Genomic DNA, 23,598 nt, shown 5'->3' with positions numbered 1-23,598 from the left:
TGGACCGTGAGGAACAGACCACCGTGTTTCCGGTCGCCGATCAATACAAGATTGCCGGGTCATCATATAAATTATTTTGCAGAGCGCCGTAATTTACTCGCCATACCCGAAGCTATACCTGCATTGATCCAATTTAATTTGTAACTACGCTGCGTGATTTTGCATCGTGCGTGCTGACAAACCGGGCTAGCCTTTTTGAAACGGGTGCCTGCGTCACCGCTTTGGTGCCCACCCGATCTGAAAGCGGAGTCCGCCTTGTCCAACCCATTGCACCATGATGTCGCGATTGCGGGTGCCGGAATAGTCGGTGCTTCGGTGGCGTGGCATCTGGCAAAAGCCGGGCTCCGCGTTGCGGTGATTGACGCCGAAGGCCCGGCGGCGGCGGCGTCGGGGGCCTCGGATGGTGCCGTTTCTGTGGCATCCAAGAAACCCGGCCCGCTCGCGCGGCTGGCCTCGGCCTCTTTGCTTTACACCCGTGATCTCGCGGCACAAGGCCTGTTGGCCGAAGCGTTTCATGCACGTCCCTCTTTTGTCTTTGGCCGGGGGACCGCAGAACTTGCCGCACTCGACACCCTGATCGACAAACTCCGCCAGATCGCCGGGCCGGTTCGTGTGACAGGCGATGGCACGGCGGCCGCGCTTCCGGGTCTTGGCCCCGAGGTAGAGCGTCTGGTGACAATGACGGGAGAGGGGCATATGCCCGGCCACAAGGCGGTGCGCGCCTATCTGGACCATCCGGCGATCACCCCGATCTGGCCTGCAAAGATCGTCGAGATCGGTTCCGATGATGCCGGCGTCACCATCGATCTGGGCAACAGGCGCTTGCGCGTCGGGCAGCTGGTGGTTGCCTTGGGGGTTTCCACCTCAACCCTGTTTCCGTTTTTGCCGATCTCGCCCCGGGCGGGGCAGTTGTTCGTGACAGATCGCGGGCCGGTCGATGCCTTGCCGGGGTCGCTGACTGCGGCCGCCTATCTGGTGGCCAAGACAGAAACTTGCGGCAATCTGGACCTGCCGCCGGTGGTCATAGACCCGTTGCGCACCGGGCAGTTTCTGGTCGGGTCAAGCCGTGAAAACCATGCCGATCCGCACCGGGTCGATTTCGCCACCTTGTGTCAGCTCATGCGCCGGGCGGCAGGGGCTTTTCCGGCCTTGTCCGAGCGTCGGGTGATCCGGGCCTTTGCCGGGGTCCGCGCCGCGGTTTCTGACAACCTGCCCATCGTCGGCTGCCGTTCGGGTGATCCGCGGATCACCTTTGCTACGGGGTTTGAAGGTGACGGCATTTGTCTGTCGGCGCTGGTTGGTCATGAAGTGGCCCGTATGGTCCGCGGTCTTGCCCCGACCGAGGCGCTTGCCGCCGATCTGGCCATGCTGTCGCCCGACAGATTCTTCTCGATTGCCAGAGAGGTGCGGGCATGAAGGGTGCGATGGTGTGGAATGGCGTTCCGGTTCCCTTTCTTGCAGGCGACTCGGTTGCCAATGCCTTGATGCGGCACGGTATCGTCTCTTTTGGCACCGGACCCACGGGGCAGAGCAGATCGGTTTTTTGTGGCATCGGTCTGTGTCAGAGCTGCCTGATCCGCGCCAACGGGCACCTGACCGAGGCCTGTCTTTTGCCAGCCCGCGCTGGCCTGAACCTGACCTCAGAGACCGGAGCGACAGATGTCTGACTCTCCAGTGCTTGTTGTCGGGGCGGGGCCCGCAGGTCTGACAGCGGCCACCGAACTGGCCCGTGCCGGAGTGTCTGTTCTGGTGGTCGATCAGGCCCCGACACTGGGCGGCGCGGTGTTTCGTCAGCCGATGCCGGGCGTCGAATCCATCGCTGTGGGTGCCCCTAAGAAACGTTGGCAGACCGTCATGACGGCGTTCAATGCACAAAAGGGCCGGATAACAATCAGCACGTCCACCAAATTCGGCGGGCTTGATCACACCGGAACGGTTTTTCTCAGCGGAGAGAAAACCTGTCTTCTCCGCCCCCGTGCGCTTGTTCTTGCCCTTGGCGCGCGCGAGTCGGTTCAGCCCCGACCCGGCTGGACCCTTGCGGGTGTGGAAACGGTGGGCAGTCTTCAGATCCGCATGAAAATCGAGGGAAAACCGCCGGAAGGCCGGGTTCTGCTGGCCGGATCAGGGCCGCTGCTGCTGGCTTTGGCGGCAGAGATGACAAGGCTGGGCAATCCGCCCGTTGCCGTCATCGAGGCCGCATCGCCGTTTGCGCACCCGCTGCAGTCGCTTTGCCTGCCGCCCGGCTATCTGGCCGAAGCGTGCCGCTATCTGTCCCGGCTTTGGCGTTCCGGGGTGCCGGTCCTGACGGGGGCGCATGTCAGCCAGATCTGCGTTCAGGATGGGGCGTTGCAGATCAGCGTCGACAGCCGGCGCGGCCCCAGGCAGTTCACCGCAGATCGTGTCGGGCTGCACGACGGGATACGGTCCAATGACATTGGCCTGCCGCCCTGTGCAATGCTGCCGGTGATCCGTGTCGGTGATTGCCGGGAGGCGCTGGGGGCGCAGGCTGCAGTCGCGGACGGACGGGGGCAGGGGCGGGCTCTGGCGGCAAAACTGCTGGGCCGACCGGAGCCCGCAGAGGACCCAGAGATCGGCCGGCAGCGCGCGGCCCAGACCCGGCTTGCGCGGATCTATGCCAGCGACAGCCTGGCGCGCCTGTCGGACTTGCCGGGCGACACCGTGCTGTGTCGCTGCGAAGGGCGCACCGTCGATGATCTGCGCGCCCTTGGACCGGCACCACGGGCAAGACAACTCCGGCTCGACGGGCGCTTTGCCATGGGGCCGTGTCAGGGCCGGTTCTGCGCCGACTGGGTTGCGCGGATGATTGATCCGCAAGCCGTTTCATCCGGGATCGGCGCGCCGCGATGGCCCGCCCGACCCATTGCCGTTGCGGACATTCTGGCCGCAACCGACCAGACATCAGGAGATGACCGATGACCCTTGCCACCCCTCTGCGCAGCGTGAAGGCAGACTGCTTTGACATTCGCAACCCGTTTTCCGGCGCAGTGGTGGGCCAATTGCCTGCCACCCCGCCTGCCGAAATTCATGTCAGGGTCGCGCGCGCCCGGGCCGCCGCCGCAGAGTTCCGCATCTCGGCCCCATATCAACGCCGCGCCTTGCTGAACCGGCTTGCTGATCTGGTGGCCCGTGATGCCGAGGACCTTGCGCAGATGGTTTGCGCAGAGATGGGCAAGACCATCACAGAGGCGCGCAACGAAATCCGCCGGGCGCAGAATACCCTGCGGCTGTCAGGCGACGCTGCCACCTTTCTGGACGGCGAAGTCATGCATTGCGCCATCGTCTCGGGCGGCGTCGACCGGCAGGCTGTGGTCACCTACGCGCCAACGGGCGTTGTCGCCGCAATCACGCCGTTCAACTATCCGATCAACCTGTTGTGCCACAAACTTGGGCCAGCGATTGGTGCGGGCAATGCCGTGGTGGTGAAGCCCTCGCCAAAGGCACCGCTGGCGGCCGACATGCTGGTCCGGCTGACGGTCGAGGCGGGTTTCCCGCAGGATCTGGTGCAGATCATCCACGGAGGCGCAGAGGCTGCGCTGACGCTGGCTCAGGCCCGGATTGACCTGCTGTCCTTTACCGGCGGCCCGGATGCAGGTCTTGCGCTGAAACGCGCAAGTGGTCTGGTGCGCTGCCTGATGGAACTGGGCGGCAATGACCCGTTGTTTGTCTTGTCAGATGCAGATTTGGATGCCGCTGTCGAAACTGCGGTCGGCCATCGCTTCGAGATTGCAGGTCAAAGCTGTGCGGCGGTCAAGAAGCTGTATCTGCACGCCGATATCGAAAAGAGCTTTACCGAACGGCTGCTGGCCAAGGTTGCAGCGCATCACTTTGGCGATCCTTCCGACAGCGCCACCCAGATGGGCCCGGTGATTGACGCGGCAGCAAAGAATGAAATTCTGGCGCGGCTTGGTCAGGCACAGGCGATGGGTGCGCGGGTGCTGACCGGCGGCACAGCCGAGGGCAATCTGATCGCTCCCACCGTTGTTGCAAAGGTTCTGCCGGACATGAAGCTGGTGGCCGAAGAAACCTTTGGCCCGGTTCTGGCGCTGCGGCCCTTCTCGGATCTTGATGCGGCGATGGCCGAGGTAAACAGTTGCGAATACGGGCTGCAGGCCGGGATCTTCAGCAATGATCACGCCGCGATCCGCAAGCTGACGCGGGGGCTTCAGGTCGGCGGTATCATGGTGAACGAAGGCCCTGATTTCCGCGCCGAACATGTGCCCTTCGGGGGCATCAAACGATCGGGTCTGGGTCGCGAAGGCGTTCGCATCGCAATGCGCGAGATGTCCGAAACCCGTGTCGTGATCGACTGATGCGGGTCGCGGTTCTTGGGGCCGGTGGCAAGGTCGGGCGCGAACTGGTCGCGCAGATCACAGCTGCCCGCGATCTGTCGCTGGCCGGGGCAATTTCAGGCCGGACCGGCACGACACTGGCTGCAGCCGGGTTTGATGCCGATGTTCTGGTCGATTTTTCGTCGCCTTGCGCAACGATGGATCTGCTGGACGCGCTGGCAGGGTGCCCCTTGCCTCTCGTGATCGGCACCACGGGTTTTTCTGCCGATCAGACCGCACGGCTTCGGGCAGAGGGCGCGCGCAGGCCCATCCTTGTCGGTGCGAACTTCACACTCGGGTTCGAAGCCTTTCGTCGCTGCGGCTTGCAGCTTGCCGCGGATCTGTCCGGGGCGGATCTGACCGTCGAGGAAACCTACAACATAGCCAAGAAGCCTGTCGCCTCTGGCACGACGCAAGGCCTGATTGCGGACCTTGCTGCAAACGGCCGCACCGTCGCCACGCAGATCAACCGCCTGGGCGACACGCCCGGCATCAACACCATTCGCCTGGATCTGGGCGTTGCCGAAATCTCGCTGACCCTGAAAGTGGGCAGTCGGGCAGCCTATGCAGCCGGTGCGCTGGTGGCTGCCCGCTGGCTCTGCGCTCAGGCAAACGGTGCCTACACGCCCGCCGACATATCCTGAAAGGACATCCAATGACCCGATCCACCCCGTTCAACGGTGTTTTCACCGCCCTTGTCACCCCGTTCACCGAAGGCGGCAGCATAGACTGGTCGGCCTACGACCGCCTGATCGATCAACAGCTCGAGGCCGGGATTGTCGGCCTCGTGCCCGTGGGCACCACAGGCGAAGCGGCGACGCTGGACGAAGACGAAGCGCTGGCCGTGATCGCCCATACCGTCAAACGTGCGGGAAACCTTTGCTATGTGCTGGCCGGAACTGGCAGCAATGTGACGAAAAAGACGGTTGCAGCCACCCGGAAAGCGGCTGACGCTGGCGCGCATGGCGCGCTTCTGATCACGCCCTATTACAACAAGCCGACGCAGGACGGTCTGATCGCCCACTTCTCAGCCGTCGCCGAGGCGACATCTCTGGATCTGATGCTGTACTCTGTCCCCGGTCGCACCGGGGTTGCCATCGAGGCGCAGACCGCGTCACATCTGGCCCGGACATATCAGAACATCGTGGCACTCAAAGAGGCTGGCGGTGATCCTGCCCGCGTCACCGCTCTGCGTGCCGCCTGCGGTGCCGGGCTTGCCGTTCATTGCGGCGATGACGGGCTTGCGCTGCCATTCTTTGCGCTTGGTGCGGTGGGGCTGACTTCGGTGCTTTCCAACTATGCGCCCAAAGAGGTGGTTGCGCTTTATACCGCCTGGAGCGAGGGGCGTTGGGCAGATGCCCTGACGCTGCACGAACGCCTGTCGCCGCTGGCGGCTGCGATGTTTATCGAAAGCAGCCCCAGCCCGGTCAAACGCGCGCTCTCCTTCTCTGGTCTGATGGGCGACCATGTGCGCCTTCCCCTTGTCCCCCTGTCGCCAGCGGGGGATGCCAGTCTTCGCAATGCCATTCTGAATGCGGGTGCGACGGGGCTGTAGAAGCACCACCTGAGGCCCCAGTTCGGGCGGCGCAGTCCTGCGACCGACCTGTCACAAGCGCGGTCCCTGCGGAACCCGGCAGGGGCCGGGGCGTTACCTGTCAGCTTTCGGTAAAAAGCGCGTGGCAGGGGGATGCACAGACATGGACCGCGACAGGCACCCCGGTCACCGGATCAGGACCGACACGATCCTTCTGACGGCGGGGCTGCTGCTGCTGGTCTACCTGCTGGGGAATGTGCTGCTGCTGATCTTTGCCGCGGTGCTGCTTGCGGTGGGGCTTGACGGGCTGGGACGCGTGGTCTCGGACTGGACGCGCCTGCCGCGCGGTTGGGCGGTTACCGGGGTCTGTCTGGGGATCACCGCGTTCATCCTTGGCGCGTTGGGTCTGTCCGCCGTCAGCCTGTTCCGGCAAATGCGGCAGGTGGGCGACAAGGTCGGCGATCTGGCACAACGCCTGCACCGCTGGGTGGACGATCTGGGCGCGATGGAGGTGGTGGAAAACATCGATGCAGAGAGCGCGGGCCTTGCCGGTTCGATGGGCGATCTGGCCGGAACGGTCATGACATGGGGCATGGGCGCGGTCGGCGCGGTCAGCAGCCTGAGCCTTATCATCATCCTCACGCTGTTTCTGGTGGCAAACCCGGGGCTGTATCGCAGGGGCGCCGTCATTCTGGTGCCGCCGGCCCGGCGCCCCGTGGTGCAGGAAACCCTTTCCGCCATCGCGCTGGCCCTGCGCTGGTGGTTTCTGGGGCAGGTCGTGGCGATGGTGATGCTGGGGGTGACGGTGGGGCTGGGGCTGTTCCTTCTGGGCATCGAGCTGTGGCTTGCGCTTGCGGTGCTGACGGCGCTTCTGGCTGTCGTGCCCTTCATCGGCCCCCTGATTGCCACGGTGCCCATCGTGGCGGTGGGCTTTGCCGAGGGCGCGGTGACCGGGGCGATCGTGCTGGGCGGCTATATCGTGATCCAGACCATAGAGGGCGAAATCCTGACGCCGCTGATCCAGCAACGGGCAGTCAACCTTGCACCGGCGCTGCTGATCGCGGTGCAGGTTGTTCTGACCCTGATCTTTGGCGTGGCCGGGTTGATCCTGGCCGCCCCCCTGACGATTGTGGCGATGGTCGCCGTGCAAAAACTTTGGGTCGAGCATACGCTGGGCGAGCCGCCGTCCTGACTCGGGGCGCATGCGTCATTGCCGGTCACACCGTTGCGTTTCAGGGGGGCTTTCCGACCCGGCTGGACGGATCGCCGGACGCCGCCGGGCCGCCTGGACGGTTCCGGGACAAGCGCTGCCGCATCCGGGCGGCTTTGCAAGACCACCGGACAGAGACTGTCACCGTAGTTTCACAATACCGAAATATGAATGTCACGCAGTCACCCTATGGCCGGGTCAGGCCATCTAGAAGGGCCACGAGACATTCAGGAGAGTCACATGAAACTCACTCACATCACCGTTTCGGGCTTGCGCTGATCGCCGCTTCCGCGACCGTCGCTTCTGCCCGCGACCAGATCCGCGTCACCGGCTCGTCGACCGTGTTCCCTTATTCGCAGGCTGTGGCCGAAGAATTCGCCAACCAGACCGGCGCTCCGGCTCCGATCGTTGAATCGGTCGGCACCGGCGGCGGCTTTCAGGCCTTCTGCGGCGGCATCGGCGAAGCCCATCCCGACATCACCGGCGCTTCGCGCGCCATCAAAAAGTCGGAATACGATCTGTGCGTCTCGAACGGCGTGACCGATATCTCCGAAGCCCTGATCGGCAACGACGGCCTGTCGATGTCAGTCTCGCGCGCCAACACCTTTGACTGGGATATGACGCTGGGCGAAATGTATATGGCTCTAGCTGCTCAGGTTCCGGTTGACGGCGAGTGGAAAGACAACCCGTACACGATGTGGAGCGAAGTGAACCCGGCGTTCCCGGCCACCCCGATCACCGTTTATGGCCCGCCACCCACCTCGGGCACCCGCGACGCCTGGGTCGAAATCGCGATGCACAAAGGTTGCAAGCAGCTGGACTTCGTGAAAGCCGGCGGCTTTGACTCGGCCTGGGTCACCGAAAACTGCTCGCGCATGCGCACCGATGGCCCGTTCATCGAAGCCGGCGAAAATGACAACCTGATCGTTCAGCAAATTGAAGCCAACCCGAACGCAATGGGCATCTTCGGCTATTCGTTCCTGTATGAGAACAACGACAAGCTGAAAGGCGTGAAGTTCGACGGCATCGAGCCAAACTTCGACACCATCGCCGCCTACGACTACGAAGTGTCGCGTCCGCTGTACTTCTACGTCAAGAACGCCCACCGCGGCGTGATCCCGAACCTTCAGGAATTCATCGACGAATACATGTCGGATGCCGCCCTGCAGGCTGGTGGCTATCTGGCCGAGCGCGGCATGACCCCGCTGCCGGAAGCCAACATGAAAGAGTATCAGGCCAGCGTGACCGGTGCCGTCAACATGGCACCTGTGACCCAGTGATCCTGCTCTGACCTAGCGTGCCGCCCGGAGCCTCCGGGCGGCACGTTCTTCCATGTCGGCCCATGAAACCCAGAGTCCGGAGCGACCATGACATCGCTTGCATTTCTTATTCTTTTTGTCGTCGTCGTGTTTGGCTACATGCTGAACCGCGCGGCGGCGAACCAGTTGCGCGCCAAGGGCTTCCGGCTGCATTCCCTTGCAGGGTTTCACGGGCTTTATGCGGCGCTGATGGTGCTGGTTCCGACGCTTGTGTTCCTGCTGCTTTGGCAGATGCTGCAAGGCAATGTGATCGATCGCATGACGATGGCGGGTCTGCCTGTCGGCGTGACCGATGGCCTTGATACGGGCGGCGTGCAGCTGATCCTGTCAGAAATCAAACAGATTGCCGGCGGGCGGATGTTCGGAACCCCCGATCCGTGGAAAATCGAAGCGGCCGAGCGGATGACCGCGCTGCGTTCAACGGCGTCGACCCTAATGGTGGTGCTGACGCTGGCCATCGCGGGCGGGCTTGCCTTTTTCTCATGGCGCCGGGTTGCGCCGGATTTTCGCGCCCGTCAGGGTGCCGAAGGCATTGTGTCGGGGCTGATGATCTTTTGCTCGACGGTCGCGATCTTTACAACCGTCGGCATCATCGCCTCGCTGATGTTCGAGACCTATCACTTTTTCACCCTGGTGCCCTGGTACGAATTCCTGTTCGGCACCAAGTGGGAACCGCAGATCCCGCTGCGGGCCGACCAGATTGCGGCTGCGGGTGCCTTCGGATGGTTGCCGGTTCTGCTGGGTACGCTGGTGATTTCCACTGTCGCCCTGTTCATCGCAACGCCTGTGGGCCTGTTGTCGGCGATCTATCTGAACGAATTCGCTTCGCCGACATTTCGCAAGATTGCCAAGCCGGTGCTGGAAGTTCTGGCCGGAATCCCGACGGTTGTGTACGGGTTCTTCGCCGTGCTGACCATTGCACCCGCCCTGCGCGGCTTTGGCGAATGGTCGGGCCTTCCCATTGCCCCCAATACCGCGATGGCGGCGGGGATTGTCATGGGGGTCATGCTGATCCCGTTCATCTCGTCCTTTGCCGATGACGCGCTGTCGGCTGTGCCGCGCTCTTTGCGCGATGGCTCGCTGGCGCTGGGTGCCACCCGTGCCGAAACGGTCACCAAGGTCCTGTTTCCGGCGGCCATTCCGGGCATTGTGGGTGGTGTGCTTCTGGCGGTCAGCCGGGCCATTGGTGAGACGATGATTGTGGTGATGGCAGCGGGCCTGATCGCCAAGATGACGATCAACCCGCTCGATTCGGTCACCACGGTAACCGTGCAGATCGTGACGCTGTTGATCGGCGACAGTTCCTTCGACAACCCTAAAACCCTCGCAGCCTTCGCGCTCGGCATGATGTTGTTCATCGTGACGCTGGGGATCAACGTTCTGGCACTGCGCATCGTGCGCAAGTACCGCGAAGTCTACGATTGAGGATCAGGAAATGACCGATACAACCTCCGCGTCCGCCGCCTCTCCGTCCGGCAAGATCAACCTGACCTCGTCTGCCAGCAGCGCACTCGTCAAAAAGCGCAACCGGTCTGAGGCCAGGCTGAAATACATCGGCCTTGGTGCCATCGGCTTTGCCTTTGCCATGCTTGCCATTCTGATCGGCTCGCTGGTGCTGACCGGGCGACATGCCTTCACCCAGACCCACGTCACACTGGACGTGACCTTCAGCCCCGAGTTCATCAACCCTGACAACCTTGCACGATCCGATTATCGTGGGCTGATGCAGGCCTCGGTCGCGGCCTCGCTGCCCGGTCTGGCCGCAGATGAGCAGCGCAAGGCCGTTGGCGTTCTGTCGAATGCGGCGCAATTCACCGCGCGCGACCGGATCGTCGCTGAACCGGGGCTTATGGGGCAGACAGTCAAGCTGAACGTGCCGACATCCGACGCGTTCGACCAACTGGCCAAAGGCCTGATCGACCGCGAAACGCCCGAGCAGTTCCGTCGCCTCAAGGATGATGAGATTGCAATCTTTGACCGGATGATCGCCGACAACCGGGTGACCAAGCCGCTCAACACTGCGCTGATCAACAACGCAGATTCCCGCTTCCCAGAGCTTGCCGGTCTGCGCGGGGCGATCATGGGGTCCTTCTGGGCGCTGCTGACCTGCTTTGTCCTGTCATTCCCGATCGGAATCGGTGCCGCGATCTATCTTGAGGAATTCGCCCCCAAGAACAAGATCAGCGATTTTATCGAGGTCAACATCAACAATCTTGCGGCTGTGCCGTCTGTTGTGTTCGGTCTGCTGGGGCTTGCGGTGTTTGTGGGGGCCTTGGGGATGGGCCGGTCGGTTCCGCTGGTCGGGGGTCTGGTGCTGGCGCTGATGACGCTGCCCACCATCATCATCGCCACGCGCGCCGCCCTCAAGGCCGTGCCGCCGTCGATCCGCGAGGCAGCCCTTGGCGTGGGTGCCTCCAAGCAGCAGGTCGTGTTCCATCACGTTCTGCCGCTCGCCATGCCGGGTATCATGACCGGCACGATCATCGGGCTGGCGCAGGCGCTGGGGGAAACCGCACCGCTGCTGCTGATCGGCATGAACGCTTTCGTCACGGCCGCACCCTCAAGCCCGTTTGACGCATCGACCGCCCTGCCAACCCAGATCTTCATCTGGGCCGACAGCCCGGAACGCGGCTTTGCCAGCCGGACCTCTGCCGCCATTCTGGTTCTGCTGGGCTTTCTTGTGATGATGAATGCTGCGGCGATTTACCTGCGATCGCGGTTCGAGCGTAACTGGTAGGCGCACCGCCAACAGGCGGTGTTGCACAACGCAGGGCTCAGCAGCAATCGCGGCGTCAGCGTCGCGATTGCTGCGCATTGGCGCACCACTTCGGCGAGAGGCTCCCCCGGCATCCCGGTCCCTCCGCGCCGTGCGCCCTGCCGGTGCCAGGGTCGCCGCCCCGGCTGAGGCAGCTTTGCCACAGCCCTGCAAAGCAAAGCGTGACCTTTCTCTTCTGCGACCTATCATCGTGGAAAAGGGAGTTTCCGATGCAACTTGTGACCCTCTATCTGTCCACCGCGCTGGTGTTTCTGATCGTCGATGCGATCATGCTGACGCTGGTGATGAAGCCGTTGTTTACCCGCCACATCGGCGCGCTGATGGCTGAACCGATCCGCTATGCGCCCGCCGGGCTGTTCTATGCGGCCTATGTTGCGGGTCTTTTGTATCTGGTCAGCCTGCCCGCCCTGCGCGACGGCGCGCCGTTGATCCTGCCCGCCGCGATCATCGGGGCCATGGCTTACGGCACCTATGAATTCACCAGCTATGCCATTTTGCGCGACTGGCACTGGTCGATGGTGATCACCGATACGCTTTGGGGCACCGTGCTGACCGCGTTTTCCGCTTGGGCTGGGGTGACGATCACCCGCGCACTGCTCGGCTGAAAGCGCAGGGGGGTGGCCGCGCGCGCCACGCCGGGTTACACATCCCCCAGACCAGATCTTATGAGGCCCCCAATGATCCTGTACGGCATTTCCACCTGCGACACCTGCAAAAAGGCGATCAAGACGCTGGAGGCCGCAGGCCACCCCGTCACCTTCCGCGACGTGCGCAAAGATCCGCTGAATGAAGCCGAGATCGACAAGATTGTCACCGAATTCGGTGACCGGATCATCAACAAGACCTCGACCACCTACCGGGGGTTCAGCGATTTTCTTAAGGCGTCAGACCCCGAGGCACAGATCAGCAGCCAACCCGCCGTGATGAAACGCCCGGTAATTGATGCGGGTGGCAAATGGTATCTGGGCTGGGATCAGGCCACCATTGATGCGCTGACCACCGGCTGACGCCGCCCGAAATGCCAAACGGCCCGCACAGCGGACCGTTTGGTTTGTCGAATCAGTCCTGAAAAGGCCCGTGTCTTCACAGGCCGACAGTCAAAGGAGCCGCAGGTCGCTGGCCGATTCCCGGCCATCACGGCCCGACTGCAGTTCATAGGCAATCTTCTGGTTGTCGTTCAGGCCTTGCAGCCCGGCGCGTTCAACCGCAGAAATATGAACGAAGATGTCCTTGCCGCCATCATCGGGTGCGATAAAGCCGAACCCCTTGGTTGCATTGAACCATTTCACTGTGCCGGTGGGCATGCCGTCTCTCCTCTCAACTCACCTCGCAGCGGAATTGCCGCAAGCCGTTCCGCCAGATTCTACGGCCTTCGGTCTGCGAGGCGGTCAGAAAGTCTGTCATCACTTGACCCAAGGATGACTCACTTTCGCTTAAAATCAAGAGGTTTCGCGGTTTCATCTTCCGCAACATTGCCCCGGGGGCAGGTTTTCTGGTCCGTCGGCAGTTTTCTGCGCAGTTTGCGCACCCACCGACCCGCCAAAAACCGATCCACCCGGCCCCCCATCAGCGGCAAGGGGACTACCACAACGTCCGCACACGACCGGGTCGCCTTAAAGGGCCCATGCATCTGGCAAGATCGGGCCGACCTTCCTGGCCCTTATTTTCGGTCTGAAAATATCCCGCGGGGGTCCGGGGGGCGCGAAGCCCCCTGGTCTGTGATCACCCGCAATCGCCTCAGCGCAGATCGGGCGGCAACGCCTCGGCCTTCAGCTCTGCCACCAGCGCATCCAGCGCCGCCACGCGGGTCTGGGTCTCTCCAAGGCGCCGCACCGAAACCGTGCGCTCTTCCACTTCCTTCATCCCGATGGCGAGGATGACCGGCACCTTACCCACCGAATGCTCACGCACCTTGTAGTTGATCTTTTCGTTGCGCATGTCAGCCTCGGCCCGGATGCCCGCCAGCGTCAGCGCCGTCACCACCTCTTCGACAAAGGGGTCGGCGTCCGACACGATCGACGCCACCACCACCTGACGCGGGGCAAGCCAGAACGGCAGCTTGCCGGCAAAGTTCTCGATCAGAATGCCGATGAACCGCTCAAAACTGCCCAGAACCGCGCGGTGCAGCATAAAGGGCCGGTGTTTCGCGCCGTCTTCGCCAATATAGGCCGCATCCAGCCGTTCGGGCAGGTTCGGGTCCAACTGCAGGGTGCCGCACTGCCAGTCACGGCCAATCGCGTCGGTCAGCACGAATTCCAGCTTGGGCGCATAGAACGCGCCTTCGCCGGGGAACAGTTCGAACTCATAACCAGCCGCGCGGCAGGCATTGGCCAGCGCCTCTTCCATCTTGTCCCAGATCTCATCAGACCCGACCCGCTTTTCCGGCCGCGTCGACAGCTTCACCCGCCATTTGTCAAAGCCAAGGTCCGAATAGACCCGCGCCAGCAGCTGGATGAACTTCTTCGACTCTTCCTCCACCTGTGCCAGTGTGCAGAAGATATGCGCGTCATCCTGCGTGAACCCGCGCACCCGCATGATGCCATGCAGCGCACCCGAGGGTTCATAGCGGGCACAAGACCCGAACTCCGCCATCCGGATCGGCAGATCACGATAGCTTTTCAGGCCGACGTTGAAGATCTGCACATGGCAGGGGCAGTTCATGGGTTTGAGCGCGTTCACCGTCTTTTCGCGGGCATGTTCCTCGTCAACTTCAACGATGAACATGTTTTCCTGATAGTTCTCCCAGTGACCCGAGGCTTCCCACAGCTTGCGGTTTACCACCTGCGGCGTGTTCACCTCGACATAGCCATCGGCCCGCTGCCTGCGGCGCATGTAATCCTGCAAGGCGACATAGATGTTCCAGCCGTTCGGGTGCCAGAAGATCTGGCCCGGTGCTTCTTCCTGCATGTGGAACAGGCCCATCTCACGCCCCAGCTTGCGGTGGTCGCGTTTGGCGGCCTCTTCCAGCATGGTCATATGGGCTTTCAGGTCGTCGCGGTTGCGGAACGCCACACCGTAGATGCGCTGCAGCATCGGGCGCGTGGAATCGCCCAGCCAGTACGCCCCCGCCACATGGGTCAGCTTGAAGCCATCGGCAGGCACTTGCCCCGTGTGTTGCAGATGCGGCCCCCGGCACAGATCCTGCCACGGCCCATGCCAGTACATGCGGATGTCTTCACCCGCCGGAATCCGGTCCAGCAGCTCCAGCTTGAACGGCTCGCCGCGCTCTTCATAATAGGCGCGGGCGCGGGCGCGGTCCCACAGCTCGGTCTTCACCGGCTCGCGGGCGTTGATAATCTGCTTCATCTTCGCTTCAATCTGGCCCAGATCGTCGGGCGTGAATGGCTCGGCCCGGTCAAAATCGTAAAACCAGCCGTAATCGCGCACCGGGCCGATGGTAACCTTTACATCGGGCCAGATCTCCTGCACCGCGCGCGCCATGATATGCGCGCAATCGTGGCGGATCAGTTCCAGCGCCGCTGCATCATCCTTCAGCGTGTTGATCGCCAGTTTCGCATCACCCGGGATCGGCCACGCCAGATCCCAGTGCTGGCCATCGACCTGCGCCGAAATCGCGGCCTTGGCGAGGCTGGGCGCGATAGATGCCGCCACTTCGGCAGGCGTCACGCCCGCGTCAAACTCACGCACATTGCCATCGGGAAAGGTCAGAGAAATCGGTGCCATATCGGCCTCCTCGTCGTTTTGGCGCCTACGAAACGCCCGGTTGCGGGTTATATCGGGCGCGTTTCTGCCCGCCGCGCTTGGCAAAGTCAACGCCCCTCGCGTAGAAGGGCGGGGACAGGGGGACGCCATGACACAGCCGCAATTTCTGACCACCCCGCAGGACCGGCGCATCGCCTTTCACCGGATGGCAGGGCAGGGGCCGGGTGTGGTGTTCCTCGGCGGGTTCAAATCCGATATGACCGGGACCAAAGCGCTGTTTTTGCAGGACTGGGCGGCACAGCAGGGCCGCGCCTTCCTGCGGTTTGACTATTCGGGCCACGGCCAGTCTTCGGGCGATGTTCTGGATGGCGCGATTGGTGACTGGTTTGAAGATGCTCTGGCCGCCATCACCACCCTGACCGCCGGGCCGCAGATCCTCGTCGGATCTTCCATGGGCGGCTGGATCGCGCTGTTGCTGGCGCGCGCCATGCCGCAGCGCGTGGCTGGTCTGGTCGGCATCGCCGCCGCGCCGGATTTTACCGAAGACAGCATGTGGGCCGGGTTTTCCGATGCACAGCGCCAGACGCTGGAAACTGCGGGCCGGGTCGAGTTGCCCTCAGACTACGCCGATCAGCCCTATATCATCACGCGCCGGTTGATTGAGGAGGGCCGCAGCCGTCTGGTCCTGCGCGACGATTTGGATTTGCCGTTTCCGGTCAGGCTGTTGCAAGGCACAGCTGATACCGATGTGCCGCCCTCGGTGGCAGTGCGGCTGCTGGATCACGCCACCAGCCCCGATCTGCGGCTGACTTTGGTCAAGGGCACAGACCACCGCTTTTCCACCCCCGACTGTCTGGCGATGATCCCGCAGGCGATCACTGATATTCTGAACCGGGTGTCGGAATGATCTTCAGCGATTGTCATTTTCCAATATTTTCGGTTAAAATTTTGTTAACTTCCCGCCATCGCTTGCCACATTCGAACATATCTGTCTTCTTCCGGACCAGGGCAGCTTGATGCCGGACCCCATCCTTTTCATCCCCGGGTTGATGCAGGACGCCCGCGCCTTCCTGCCGCAGGTTGTGGCCCTTGGCACATGTCATCCCGCACAGATCTATCTGCCGGTGCAGGATTCGGTCGAGAAGATGAGCGAGGATGCCTTGCGCCACGCCCCGCCACGCTTTGCGCTGGTCGGCCATGGTCTGGGCGGGGTTGTGGCGCTTGATATCCTGCGCCGTGCGCCTGACCGGGTGACCCATATCGTGCTGATCGCCACCGACCCGCTGGCCGAGGCACCGCAGATGGCCGCACAGCGAGAGTCGCGGATGGTCGCCGCGCAATCGGGCCGGATCAAGGCCGCGATGGCCGAGGATGTGCCCGCCAACGCCCTTGCCGATACGCCGGACCGTGATGCAGTGCTGGCGCTGCTGCAGGATATGGCGCTGGGGCTGGGCGAAGGGGTCTATCTGCGCCAGTGCCGCGCCCTGCAACGCCGCCCGGATCAGCAACGCACCCTGCGCCGCGCCACCGTGCCCGCGCTGCTGTTGACCGGCATCCATGACACCCTGTTGCCGCTACGCCGTCAGGAATTCGCGCGTGACCTGATGCCGTCGTCGGTGTTGAAACGGATTGAGGAGGCAGGCCACCTGCCGATGCTGGAGGCCCCCGATGCCGTGACCACGGCGATCGAGGGCTTTCTCTCCGGTCCGATGATCCTACGCTGACGCGAGGTTGATCACGTTTTCCCCTTGGTCCGGCTTTGCAGCAGGGGTCTTTTCCTTGGCCGTCTTCGGCGCGTCGGAATTTGCGTCGATGAAGGCCAGCACCAGCGGCCGGATGTTCAGCCGCCAGGACTTGCCTGCAAAAATCCCGTAATGCCCCGCGCCGGGTTCCAGGTGTGCTGCCTTCTTGTTGTCGGGCAGGTTGGTCAGCAGGTCCAGCGCCGCAAGGCACTGTCCGGGCGCGGAAATATCATCATTGGCCCCTTCGACGATCTTGACCGCCACATCGGTGATCGCGCCGAAATCCACCTTGCGACCGGCAACCACGAATTCGTTCTTCGCAATTTCACGGTTCTTGAAGATCCGCTCCACTGTCGAAAGATAAAATTCCGCCGTCATGTCCATCACGGCCAGATATTCATCGTAGAACCGGTTGTGCCCGTCGTGATCCGACGCTTCGCCGCGCGCGACCCGCATGATCTGTTCGCTGAACGCCTTGGAATGCCGCTCGCCGTTCATCGAGATAAAGCTCTGCAACTGCAACAGCCCCGGATAGACCAGCCGCCCCGCGCCCTTGAACTTGAAGCCGACGCGCTGGATCGCCAGCTGTTCCAGCTGGCCCATCGTCACCCGGCGGCCGAAATCGGTCACCTCGGTCGCGGCGGCATCCGGGTCGACCGGCCCGCCGATCAGCGTCAGGCTGCGCGGCTGCGCGCTGGGGTCTTCCGCCGCCAGATAGGCGGTGGCGGCCAGCGCCAGCGGCACCGGCTGACAGACCGCGATCACATGGATATCCGACCCAAGCTCGCGCATGAATTCGGCCAGATACAGCGTATAATCCTCAATATCGAACTTGCCGGCGCTGACCGGAATGTCGCGCGCATTGTGCCAGTCGGTGATATAGACATCACAGTCGGGCAGCAGCGACAGCACGGTAGAGCGCAGCAGCGTGGCATAGTGCCCTGACATCGGCGCCACCATCAGCACCCGGCGCTTCATCGGCTCCCGCCGACGCACGTCGAATTTCATCAGGCTGCCAAAGGGCCGTTCCACCACCGGGACCACATCGACCAGATGGTCGGTGCCATCGGCCCCGACGATCGAGCGGATGCCCCAGTCGGGCTTGGCGACCATGCGGTCGAACGTCCGTTCCGTCACCTCACCCCAGGCGGCCATCAGCGGCAGCATCGGGTTCATCGACAACGCAAACACCGGATAGGATGCCATCGCCCGCGCGGTTGCCCCCATCCAGGCATTGGTGTTGCGCGCGGTTTCCATCATGTCGTAAGTGGTCATGTATTTCATCTGCATCTCCATTCCGGGCCATGGTGCCCCGGCAATTCGTCGCTTTCCCCCCCAGTCCGGCGACGTTATGCTGCACGTGGGCAGGTTAGGGGGGATTTGGTATCATGACAACTGACGACAGCGACGCGGGACTAAAGTTGCAGAGAATGCAAGCCAATCTGGCACGGGTGGAGGAACTTTCTCAACGTCTGCTCGCCGCATTGGCGCATCGCAAACAGGCCGATAATGCACTCTCCGGCCCCTCGAATGAGGTGTATATGAAGGCTGCGGCCGCTTATGTGGCCGAAATGATGCAAAATCCGTCCAAGATCCTGGAACAGCAGATCAGTTTCTGGGGCAAAAGTTTAAAGCATTATGTCGATGCCCAGCAGGCGCTTTTGTCGGGCGAGTTGAAGGCCCCCGCCGATCCCACCCCGAAAGACCGCCGATTCTCCAACCCGCTGTGGGAGACTCACCCGGCCTTCAACTACATCAAACAGCAATATCTGATGAACGCCGAGGCGATGACCAATGCCATCGGCGATCTGGAAAAGCTGGAACCGACAGACCGTCGCCGGGTCGAATACTTCACCAAGCAGATCATCGACATGTTCTCACCCACCAACTTTCTGGGCACCAATCCCGATGCGCTGGAAAAGGCCGTGGCGACCGATGGCGAAAGTCTGGTGCAGGGCTTGGAGAACCTTGTCCGTGACATCGAGGCGAACAATGGCGACGTGCTGGTCACGCTGGCCGATCCGGCGGCGTTTCACGTCGGCCAGAACATCGCCACCACGCCGGGCTCTGTTGTCTACCGCAACCGGATGATGGAGCTGATCCAATACGCGCCCACCACCGAAAAGGTGCATGCGACGCCCTTGCTGATCTTCCCGCCGTGGATCAACAAATTCTACATCATGGATATGAAGCCCGCCAATTCGTTGATCAAATGGATCGTCAATCAGGGGTACACCTTGTTTGTCGTATCCTGGGTCAACCCCGACGCGTCCTATGCCGATGTCAGCATGGACGACTACATCCGCGACGGGTTTTTGCGCGCCATGGCAGAGGTGCGGCGGATCACCGAACAGAAGCAGATCAACGCGGTCGGCTATTGCATCGCGGGCACCACGCTGGGCCTGACGCTGGCGCATCTGGACCGGGTGGGCGATACTTCGGTTAAATCCGCCAGCTTCTTCACCACCCTCGCCGATTTCTCTGATCCGGGCGAAGTGGGCGTGTTTCTGGAAGATGATTTCGTCGATGGCATCGAGCGGCAATCAGCGCGCGATGGCATCTTGTCGAAATTCTTCATGGGCCGCACCTTCAGCTTTTTGCGCTCCAACGATCTGATCTATCAACCGGCGATCAAAAGCTACATGATGGGCGAAGCGCCGCCCGCCTTTGATCTGTTGTTCTGGAATGGCGATGGCACCAACCTGCCGGCCACCATGGCAGTCGAATACCTGCGGGGCCTGTGCCAGGGCAACGGCTTTGCGCGCGGCACCTTCCCGGTATTTGGCGAGCCGGTCAGCCTGTCCGGCGTCAAGGTGCCGCTCTGCGCCATTGCCTGCGAGACCGATCACATCGCGCATTGGCGCGGCAGCTTCAACAGCATCAAACAGATGGGGTCGAAGGACAAAACCTTCATCCTGTCGGAATCCGGCCATATCGCCGGGATCATCAATCCTCCGTCAAAGGACAAATACGGCCATTACACCTCTGACGCGCCCGTTGAAGGCGTGCCCGAAGAGTGGAAGGCCACGACCAGCTTTAACAAAGGCAGCTGGTGGCCGCGCTGGAATGACTGGCTGAAGGGCAGATCAGGCAAGATGATTCCCGCCAGAATTCCGGGCGATTCCACCAATCCGGTGCTGTGTGACGCCCCGGGAACTTACGTAACGGCAACGGTGATTGCGGGAAATGATTAAGCGCCAAGGGGTTAGGCCTTGCCTTCCGGAATAAATGCTGCATTGCAGAAAAATGGTTGAAATGCTGCAGTGCAGCATCTATATTGCGTTCATGGAAAACAGGTCGGACCCTCCGGCCAAGCAGGAGAAGACCTATGACCAAGACCCCGGATTTCGCAAAAGTGATGCAGGACATGATGGCTTCCTTCCCGGTTGACTCGTCCGCGATGCAGAACGCGTTCAAGACTCAGGCTGCTCTGGCCGAAAAAATGTCGAAAGTGGCTCTGGAAGCTGCTGAAAAGTCGACCGAAATCACCGCCAAATGGACCAAAGACACCATCGCCAAAATGAGCGACGTGTCCAAAGCCAAAACCGAACCGACCGATTACACCAAATCGGTCACCGATTTTGCATCGGCTGCGGCTGAAATGGCTGCTGAAAATCTGGCCGCTTTCGCAGAAGTTGCGAAAAAAGTGCAGATGGAAACCGTCGAGCTGATGCTGGCTGCCGGCAAGGACATGTCGGAAGACGCGACCGCCGCCGTGAAAAAAGCGACCAACGACGTGACCGTTGCCGCCAAAAAAGCCACCTCCACCGCTGCCAAGTGATCATCAGGGCCTGATCCGGCCTGTCGGACCGGGTTACTTGTGTTGTGCCAGTTCGGATCGTGTTTGATCACTGCTGATTTGCGCTCTCCTCCTCCCTCGGCGCAAATCGGCGAAAGGCGGGTCCTCCGGGGCCCGCCTTTTTGCTTGTCCCGAAGGCGGCACAAGCTGCGCCCTGCAGCATTCTCCGTCCCGAGGGATCCCGCGAGGAGCCGCGCCGCGGCGGGGGCTTGTCTCCTGCGCACCCTCCACCATCCCGCCATTCGTTAATTTTTCACCAAAACGAAAAATCCAAGCCATTGAATTAAAACACTATCGCCCTCTGTAACACAGGGGGAAGCCCGGCTGCCCCCGTCAGGCCCACCAGTCAGGCTTCCCTTTTGTCCGGGGCCTGATAAGCTTCTCTGCACGTGCACAACCGAAGGGGAGGGTGGCCATGGCCGACACCGACAAGCCGCTGCTGATCAAACGCTACGCCAGCCGCCGCCTGTACAACACCGAGACCTCCGATTACGTGACCCTGGAGGATATCGCAGGCTTCATCCGCGCAGGCCGCGAGGTTCAGATCGTCGACCTAAAGTCCGGCGACGACCTGACCCGCCAGTACTTGCTGCAGATCGTGGCCGAGCATGAATCCAAGGGCGAAAACGTCCTGCCCATTGCCGTGCTGACCGACCTGGTCCGCAGCTACACCACCAACGTCCATTCGGTGGTGCCGCAATTCCTCGCCGCCAGCTTCGAGATGCTGCGCGAAGGCCAGTCCAAGATGATGGGCAACCTTGGCGTGCTGCCGAACCCGATGGCCGCAATGCCGGGGTTCGATCTGATGCGCAAGCAGCAGGAAGCCTTCATGAAGACGATGATGAGCGGTGTTCCGGGCTGGTCCGGCTCTGGCCCCGAGCCGGACAAGGAGGACGCCACCAGCGCCGAGGATCTGGCCCAGATCAAGAAGCAGCTGGCCGAGCTGCAAAAGAAACTCTCCAAGCTGTAAGCCATCATGGCCGATCCGCAGACCCGCGTCACCCTGTGGGGGATAGAGGTCTTTCTGGCCGTCGCGGAAGAAGGCACGATTTCAGCCGCCGCCCGGCGGCTGGGCGTGTCGCCCCCGGCGGTCAGCCAGCAGCTTGCGTCGACAGAGGCCACGCTGGGCGCGGTCCTGTTCGACCGCACCGCCCGCCCCTTTGTGCTGACCCCGGGGGGCCACCTGTTCCGCCGCCATGCGCAGGTGATCCTGAACACCGAAGCCGAAGCCCGCGCCGACCTTGCCCGCGCCGACATGGCCCGGCTCAGCACCCTGCGACTGGGGATGATCGAAGATTTCGATGCCGAAGTGACCCCCGCCCTGCTGTCCGGCCTCGCGCAGGACATGACCGACTGCCGCTTTTTGTTGGAAACCGGGGCCAGCCACCGGCTGCTGGATAAGCTGGAAGCGCGGGCGCTGGATCTGGCGGTCGCGGCGGAGCTGGGGTCTGAGGGGTCTGACGCCGGCTGGCGCGAGGTGCATCCGATCCTGACCGAACCCTTTGTCGCGGTGCGGCCCAAGACGGCAGGCCCGAAATCCAGTGCCGAGGTGCCGCTGATCCTCTATTCCGCCCGCCATCTGATGGGCCGTCAGATCGCCGGCCATCTGGCCCGCGCCAACCAACGCCCGCAGGTCCGGTTTGAACTCGACAGCTATCACGCCATTCTGGCGCTGGTGGCACAGGGTGCGGGCTGGACAATCCTGACCCCGCTGGCGCTGCACCACGCCGCCCGGTTTCTGGGTGAGGTCGAGGTGCTGCCGCTGCCCGGCGCGCCGCTTGCCCGCAGCATTTCACTGTCCGCCCGCGCCGGGGTGATGGGAGATGTGCCGGAGCGGGTAGCGCAGGATCTGCGCCGCCTGATCGGTGCCTCGATCGTGACGCCTGCCGTCAGCCTCTGGCCCTGGCTGGGGCCGGATCTGCATCTGTCCTGACGCGTCGCTCTTCCAGCCTGACGGCTGTCATCGCTGAGCTGTGGCGGGCTTCGGAGCGAAGACGGCGGTCACGCCGGATGAGCGGCCCGTGCAGCATCGGTCAAGGCGTCGGCGATGTAGTCCAGTTCCGGCAGCGTCAGCCGGGCGGGCAGCCGCACATCGCAGGCCCGCATCAGCATGGCGCGGGTCAGCGGCAGGTCGGGCGCATCGCCGAGAAACTGCCAGTTCCAGAACGCACGCGCATTCCCCTCGGACAGGCCAAAGATTTGCACCGACACGCCGCGCGCCTTCGCCTCGACCTGAAACCGCAGCGCCTGTGCATCGGTCCATCCGCTCACCAGCGTGAACTGGATCGAATCCGGGGCGCGCAGTTCGGGTGGCAGGGCAGGGGGCACCTGCAGCAGCCCGCAAGCGTTCAGCGCCGCTGCCACATGATCATGATTGCACCGCCCGTCCGCCACCCGCCGGGCGATCAGCGGCAGCTGTGGCCGGATCACCGCCGCCGACAGGTTCTGCATCCGCAAGTTATACAGCGGCAGCTTGTTCTGCCAGTCGCAGTAGCTGTTCTGAAAACCGGGGTGCTTTTTCCAGTTCTCCTCATAGGCGCCCGACATGATCACCGCCCGCGCCGCGATTTCCGGATCGTCGGTGACCATGATCCCGCCTTCGCCTGCGTTCACCATCTTGTAGGACTGAAAGCTGAAGCAGCCCACCTTGCCGATGGTGCCAATATTGCGCCCGGCCCAGAGCGTGCCCAGCGAGTGCGCCGCATCCTCGATCACCGGGATGCCTGCGGCATCACACAACGCCATGATCGCATCCATGTCAGACGTGTGGCCGCGCATATGGCTGACCAGCACCGCCGCAGCCCCCGGCAGTTTGGCGGCGAAGTCATCCATATCAATGCGGTAGCTGTCGCCAACCTCGACCAGCACCGGCACGCAATCGGCGTGGACCACGGCAGAGGGGACGGCGGCAAAGGTGAAGGCAGGGATCAGAACGCGTGCCCCGCGTGGCAGGTCCAGCGCCTTGAGCGACAGGAAAAGGGCAGCGGAACAGGACGATACCGCCAGCGCATAGCGGCTGCCCAGCAGATCGGCAAATTCCTGTTCCAGCAGGCTGACCGGCGAATCCTTGGCAGCGGTATAGCGGAACAGATCGCCCGAGCTTAACAGCCGGTCAATCTCGGCGCGGGCGGCGTCGGGGATCGGTTCGGCGTCGTAAACGTTCGGGGGCAGGGTCTGGCCGTCATGCGCCATGTGGCAATCCTTAA

General features: G+C 62.6%; 22 protein-coding genes. 18 read left to right on the top strand and 4 right to left on the bottom strand.

Annotated features, from left to right (window positions below):
- The first annotated feature begins 255 nt into the window (after positions 1–255).
- The 12 genes from Q7J44_RS05520 (at position 256) to Q7J44_RS05470 (ending at position 12,195) form a co-directional block, all read left to right on the top strand.
- The gene (locus tag Q7J44_RS05520) at positions 256–1,416 is read left to right on the top strand and encodes an FAD-binding oxidoreductase (RefSeq protein WP_304877807.1); all 1,161 of its coding nucleotides are present in this window, start codon (positions 256–258) and stop codon (positions 1,414–1,416) included.
- On the top strand, positions 1,413–1,667 hold the full coding sequence (locus Q7J44_RS23255) for a 2Fe-2S iron-sulfur cluster-binding protein (protein WP_370692957.1): 255 nt from the start codon (positions 1,413–1,415) through the stop codon (positions 1,665–1,667). Before Q7J44_RS05520 ends, Q7J44_RS23255 begins: the two co-directional genes overlap by 4 nt.
- Complete coding sequence (locus Q7J44_RS05515) at positions 1,660–2,937, top strand: FAD/NAD(P)-binding oxidoreductase (RefSeq protein WP_304877805.1); 1,278 nt, start codon at positions 1,660–1,662, stop codon at positions 2,935–2,937. The genes Q7J44_RS23255 and Q7J44_RS05515 overlap by 8 nt, the downstream gene beginning before the upstream one ends.
- Positions 2,934–4,331: an aldehyde dehydrogenase family protein gene (locus Q7J44_RS05510; protein ID WP_304877803.1), complete on the top strand. Its 1,398-nt coding sequence runs from the start codon at positions 2,934–2,936 to the stop codon at positions 4,329–4,331. The genes Q7J44_RS05515 and Q7J44_RS05510 overlap by 4 nt, the downstream gene beginning before the upstream one ends.
- Positions 4,331–4,993: a dihydrodipicolinate reductase C-terminal domain-containing protein gene (locus Q7J44_RS05505; RefSeq protein WP_304877802.1), complete on the top strand. Its 663-nt coding sequence runs from the start codon at positions 4,331–4,333 to the stop codon at positions 4,991–4,993. The genes Q7J44_RS05510 and Q7J44_RS05505 overlap by 1 nt, the downstream gene beginning before the upstream one ends.
- A gap of 11 nt (positions 4,994–5,004) precedes the next feature.
- On the top strand, positions 5,005–5,904 hold the full coding sequence (gene dapA, locus Q7J44_RS05500; RefSeq protein ID WP_304877801.1) for a 4-hydroxy-tetrahydrodipicolinate synthase: 900 nt from the start codon (positions 5,005–5,007) through the stop codon (positions 5,902–5,904).
- Positions 5,905–6,046: 142 nt separating this feature from the next.
- Positions 6,047–7,075 (top strand): AI-2E family transporter, encoded by a 1,029-nt coding sequence (locus Q7J44_RS05495; protein WP_304877799.1) that lies wholly within the window; start codon positions 6,047–6,049, stop codon positions 7,073–7,075.
- Between the two features lie 185 nt (positions 7,076–7,260).
- Complete coding sequence (locus Q7J44_RS05490) at positions 7,261–8,373, top strand: substrate-binding domain-containing protein (RefSeq protein ID WP_304877797.1); 1,113 nt, start codon at positions 7,261–7,263, stop codon at positions 8,371–8,373.
- An 87-nt stretch (positions 8,374–8,460) separates the two neighbouring features.
- Complete coding sequence (pstC, locus tag Q7J44_RS05485) at positions 8,461–9,837, top strand: phosphate ABC transporter permease subunit PstC (RefSeq protein ID WP_304877795.1); 1,377 nt, start codon at positions 8,461–8,463, stop codon at positions 9,835–9,837.
- A 10-nt stretch (positions 9,838–9,847) separates the two neighbouring features.
- Positions 9,848–11,149, top strand: a complete 1,302-nt coding sequence (gene pstA / locus Q7J44_RS05480; protein WP_304877793.1) for a phosphate ABC transporter permease PstA — start codon at positions 9,848–9,850, stop codon at positions 11,147–11,149.
- 248 nt (positions 11,150–11,397) lie between these two features.
- Complete coding sequence (locus Q7J44_RS05475; RefSeq protein ID WP_304877791.1) at positions 11,398–11,793, top strand: DUF2177 family protein; 396 nt, start codon at positions 11,398–11,400, stop codon at positions 11,791–11,793.
- Between the two features lie 72 nt (positions 11,794–11,865).
- Complete coding sequence (locus tag Q7J44_RS05470; protein WP_304877789.1) at positions 11,866–12,195, top strand: arsenate reductase family protein; 330 nt, start codon at positions 11,866–11,868, stop codon at positions 12,193–12,195.
- Between the two features lie 90 nt (positions 12,196–12,285).
- Here the strand turns inward: Q7J44_RS05470 and Q7J44_RS05465 are convergent, their stop codons facing one another.
- Positions 12,286–12,492 carry a cold-shock protein gene (locus Q7J44_RS05465; protein ID WP_103332975.1) on the bottom strand — a complete coding sequence of 69 codons (207 nt, stop codon included), beginning with the start codon at positions 12,490–12,492 and terminating at the stop codon, positions 12,286–12,288.
- A gap of 433 nt (positions 12,493–12,925) precedes the next feature.
- Positions 12,926–14,872 carry a threonine--tRNA ligase gene (thrS, locus tag Q7J44_RS05460; RefSeq protein WP_304877786.1) on the bottom strand — a complete coding sequence of 649 codons (1,947 nt, stop codon included), beginning with the start codon at positions 14,870–14,872 and terminating at the stop codon, positions 12,926–12,928.
- A 127-nt stretch (positions 14,873–14,999) separates the two neighbouring features.
- Between thrS and Q7J44_RS05455 the strand changes: the two genes are divergently transcribed.
- The gene (locus tag Q7J44_RS05455; protein WP_304877784.1) at positions 15,000–15,758 is read left to right on the top strand and encodes a carboxylesterase; all 759 of its coding nucleotides are present in this window, start codon (positions 15,000–15,002) and stop codon (positions 15,756–15,758) included.
- A 109-nt stretch (positions 15,759–15,867) separates the two neighbouring features.
- Entirely contained in the window at positions 15,868–16,575 is a 708-nt protein-coding gene (locus Q7J44_RS05450; protein WP_304877782.1) for an alpha/beta fold hydrolase, read from the top strand.
- Here Q7J44_RS05450 and phaZ read toward each other — a convergent pair.
- Positions 16,567–17,877 (bottom strand): polyhydroxyalkanoate depolymerase, encoded by a 1,311-nt coding sequence (gene phaZ, locus Q7J44_RS05445; protein WP_304877780.1) that lies wholly within the window; start codon positions 17,875–17,877, stop codon positions 16,567–16,569. The two genes, Q7J44_RS05450 and phaZ, sit on opposite strands and share 9 nt — an antisense overlap.
- A gap of 104 nt (positions 17,878–17,981) precedes the next feature.
- Between phaZ and Q7J44_RS05440 the strand changes: the two genes are divergently transcribed.
- The 4 genes from Q7J44_RS05440 to Q7J44_RS05425 all read left to right on the top strand — a co-directional run bounded on the left by Q7J44_RS05440 (position 17,982) and on the right by Q7J44_RS05425 (position 22,325).
- The gene (locus Q7J44_RS05440; RefSeq protein ID WP_304877778.1) at positions 17,982–19,787 is read left to right on the top strand and encodes an alpha/beta hydrolase; all 1,806 of its coding nucleotides are present in this window, start codon (positions 17,982–17,984) and stop codon (positions 19,785–19,787) included.
- A 134-nt stretch (positions 19,788–19,921) separates the two neighbouring features.
- Complete coding sequence (locus Q7J44_RS05435) at positions 19,922–20,374, top strand: Phasin (RefSeq protein ID WP_304877776.1); 453 nt, start codon at positions 19,922–19,924, stop codon at positions 20,372–20,374.
- A 433-nt stretch (positions 20,375–20,807) separates the two neighbouring features.
- Positions 20,808–21,362, top strand: coding sequence for a polyhydroxyalkanoate synthesis repressor PhaR (gene phaR, locus Q7J44_RS05430; protein ID WP_304877774.1), 555 nt, complete (start codon positions 20,808–20,810; stop codon positions 21,360–21,362).
- 6 nt (positions 21,363–21,368) lie between these two features.
- Entirely contained in the window at positions 21,369–22,325 is a 957-nt protein-coding gene (locus Q7J44_RS05425) for a LysR family transcriptional regulator (RefSeq protein WP_304877772.1), read from the top strand.
- A gap of 68 nt (positions 22,326–22,393) precedes the next feature.
- On the opposite strand, the gene Q7J44_RS05420 is transcribed toward Q7J44_RS05425, so the two are convergent.
- Entirely contained in the window at positions 22,394–23,584 is a 1,191-nt protein-coding gene (locus Q7J44_RS05420; protein WP_304877770.1) for a DegT/DnrJ/EryC1/StrS aminotransferase family protein, read from the bottom strand.
- Positions 23,585–23,598: the final 14 nt, after the last annotated feature.

The sequence above is a fragment of the Pseudotabrizicola sp. genome, from assembly GCF_030656345.1.
Classification (GTDB): domain Bacteria; phylum Pseudomonadota; class Alphaproteobacteria; order Rhodobacterales; family Rhodobacteraceae; genus Pseudotabrizicola.
This window is presented reverse-complemented; position numbering and strand designations above follow the sequence as displayed.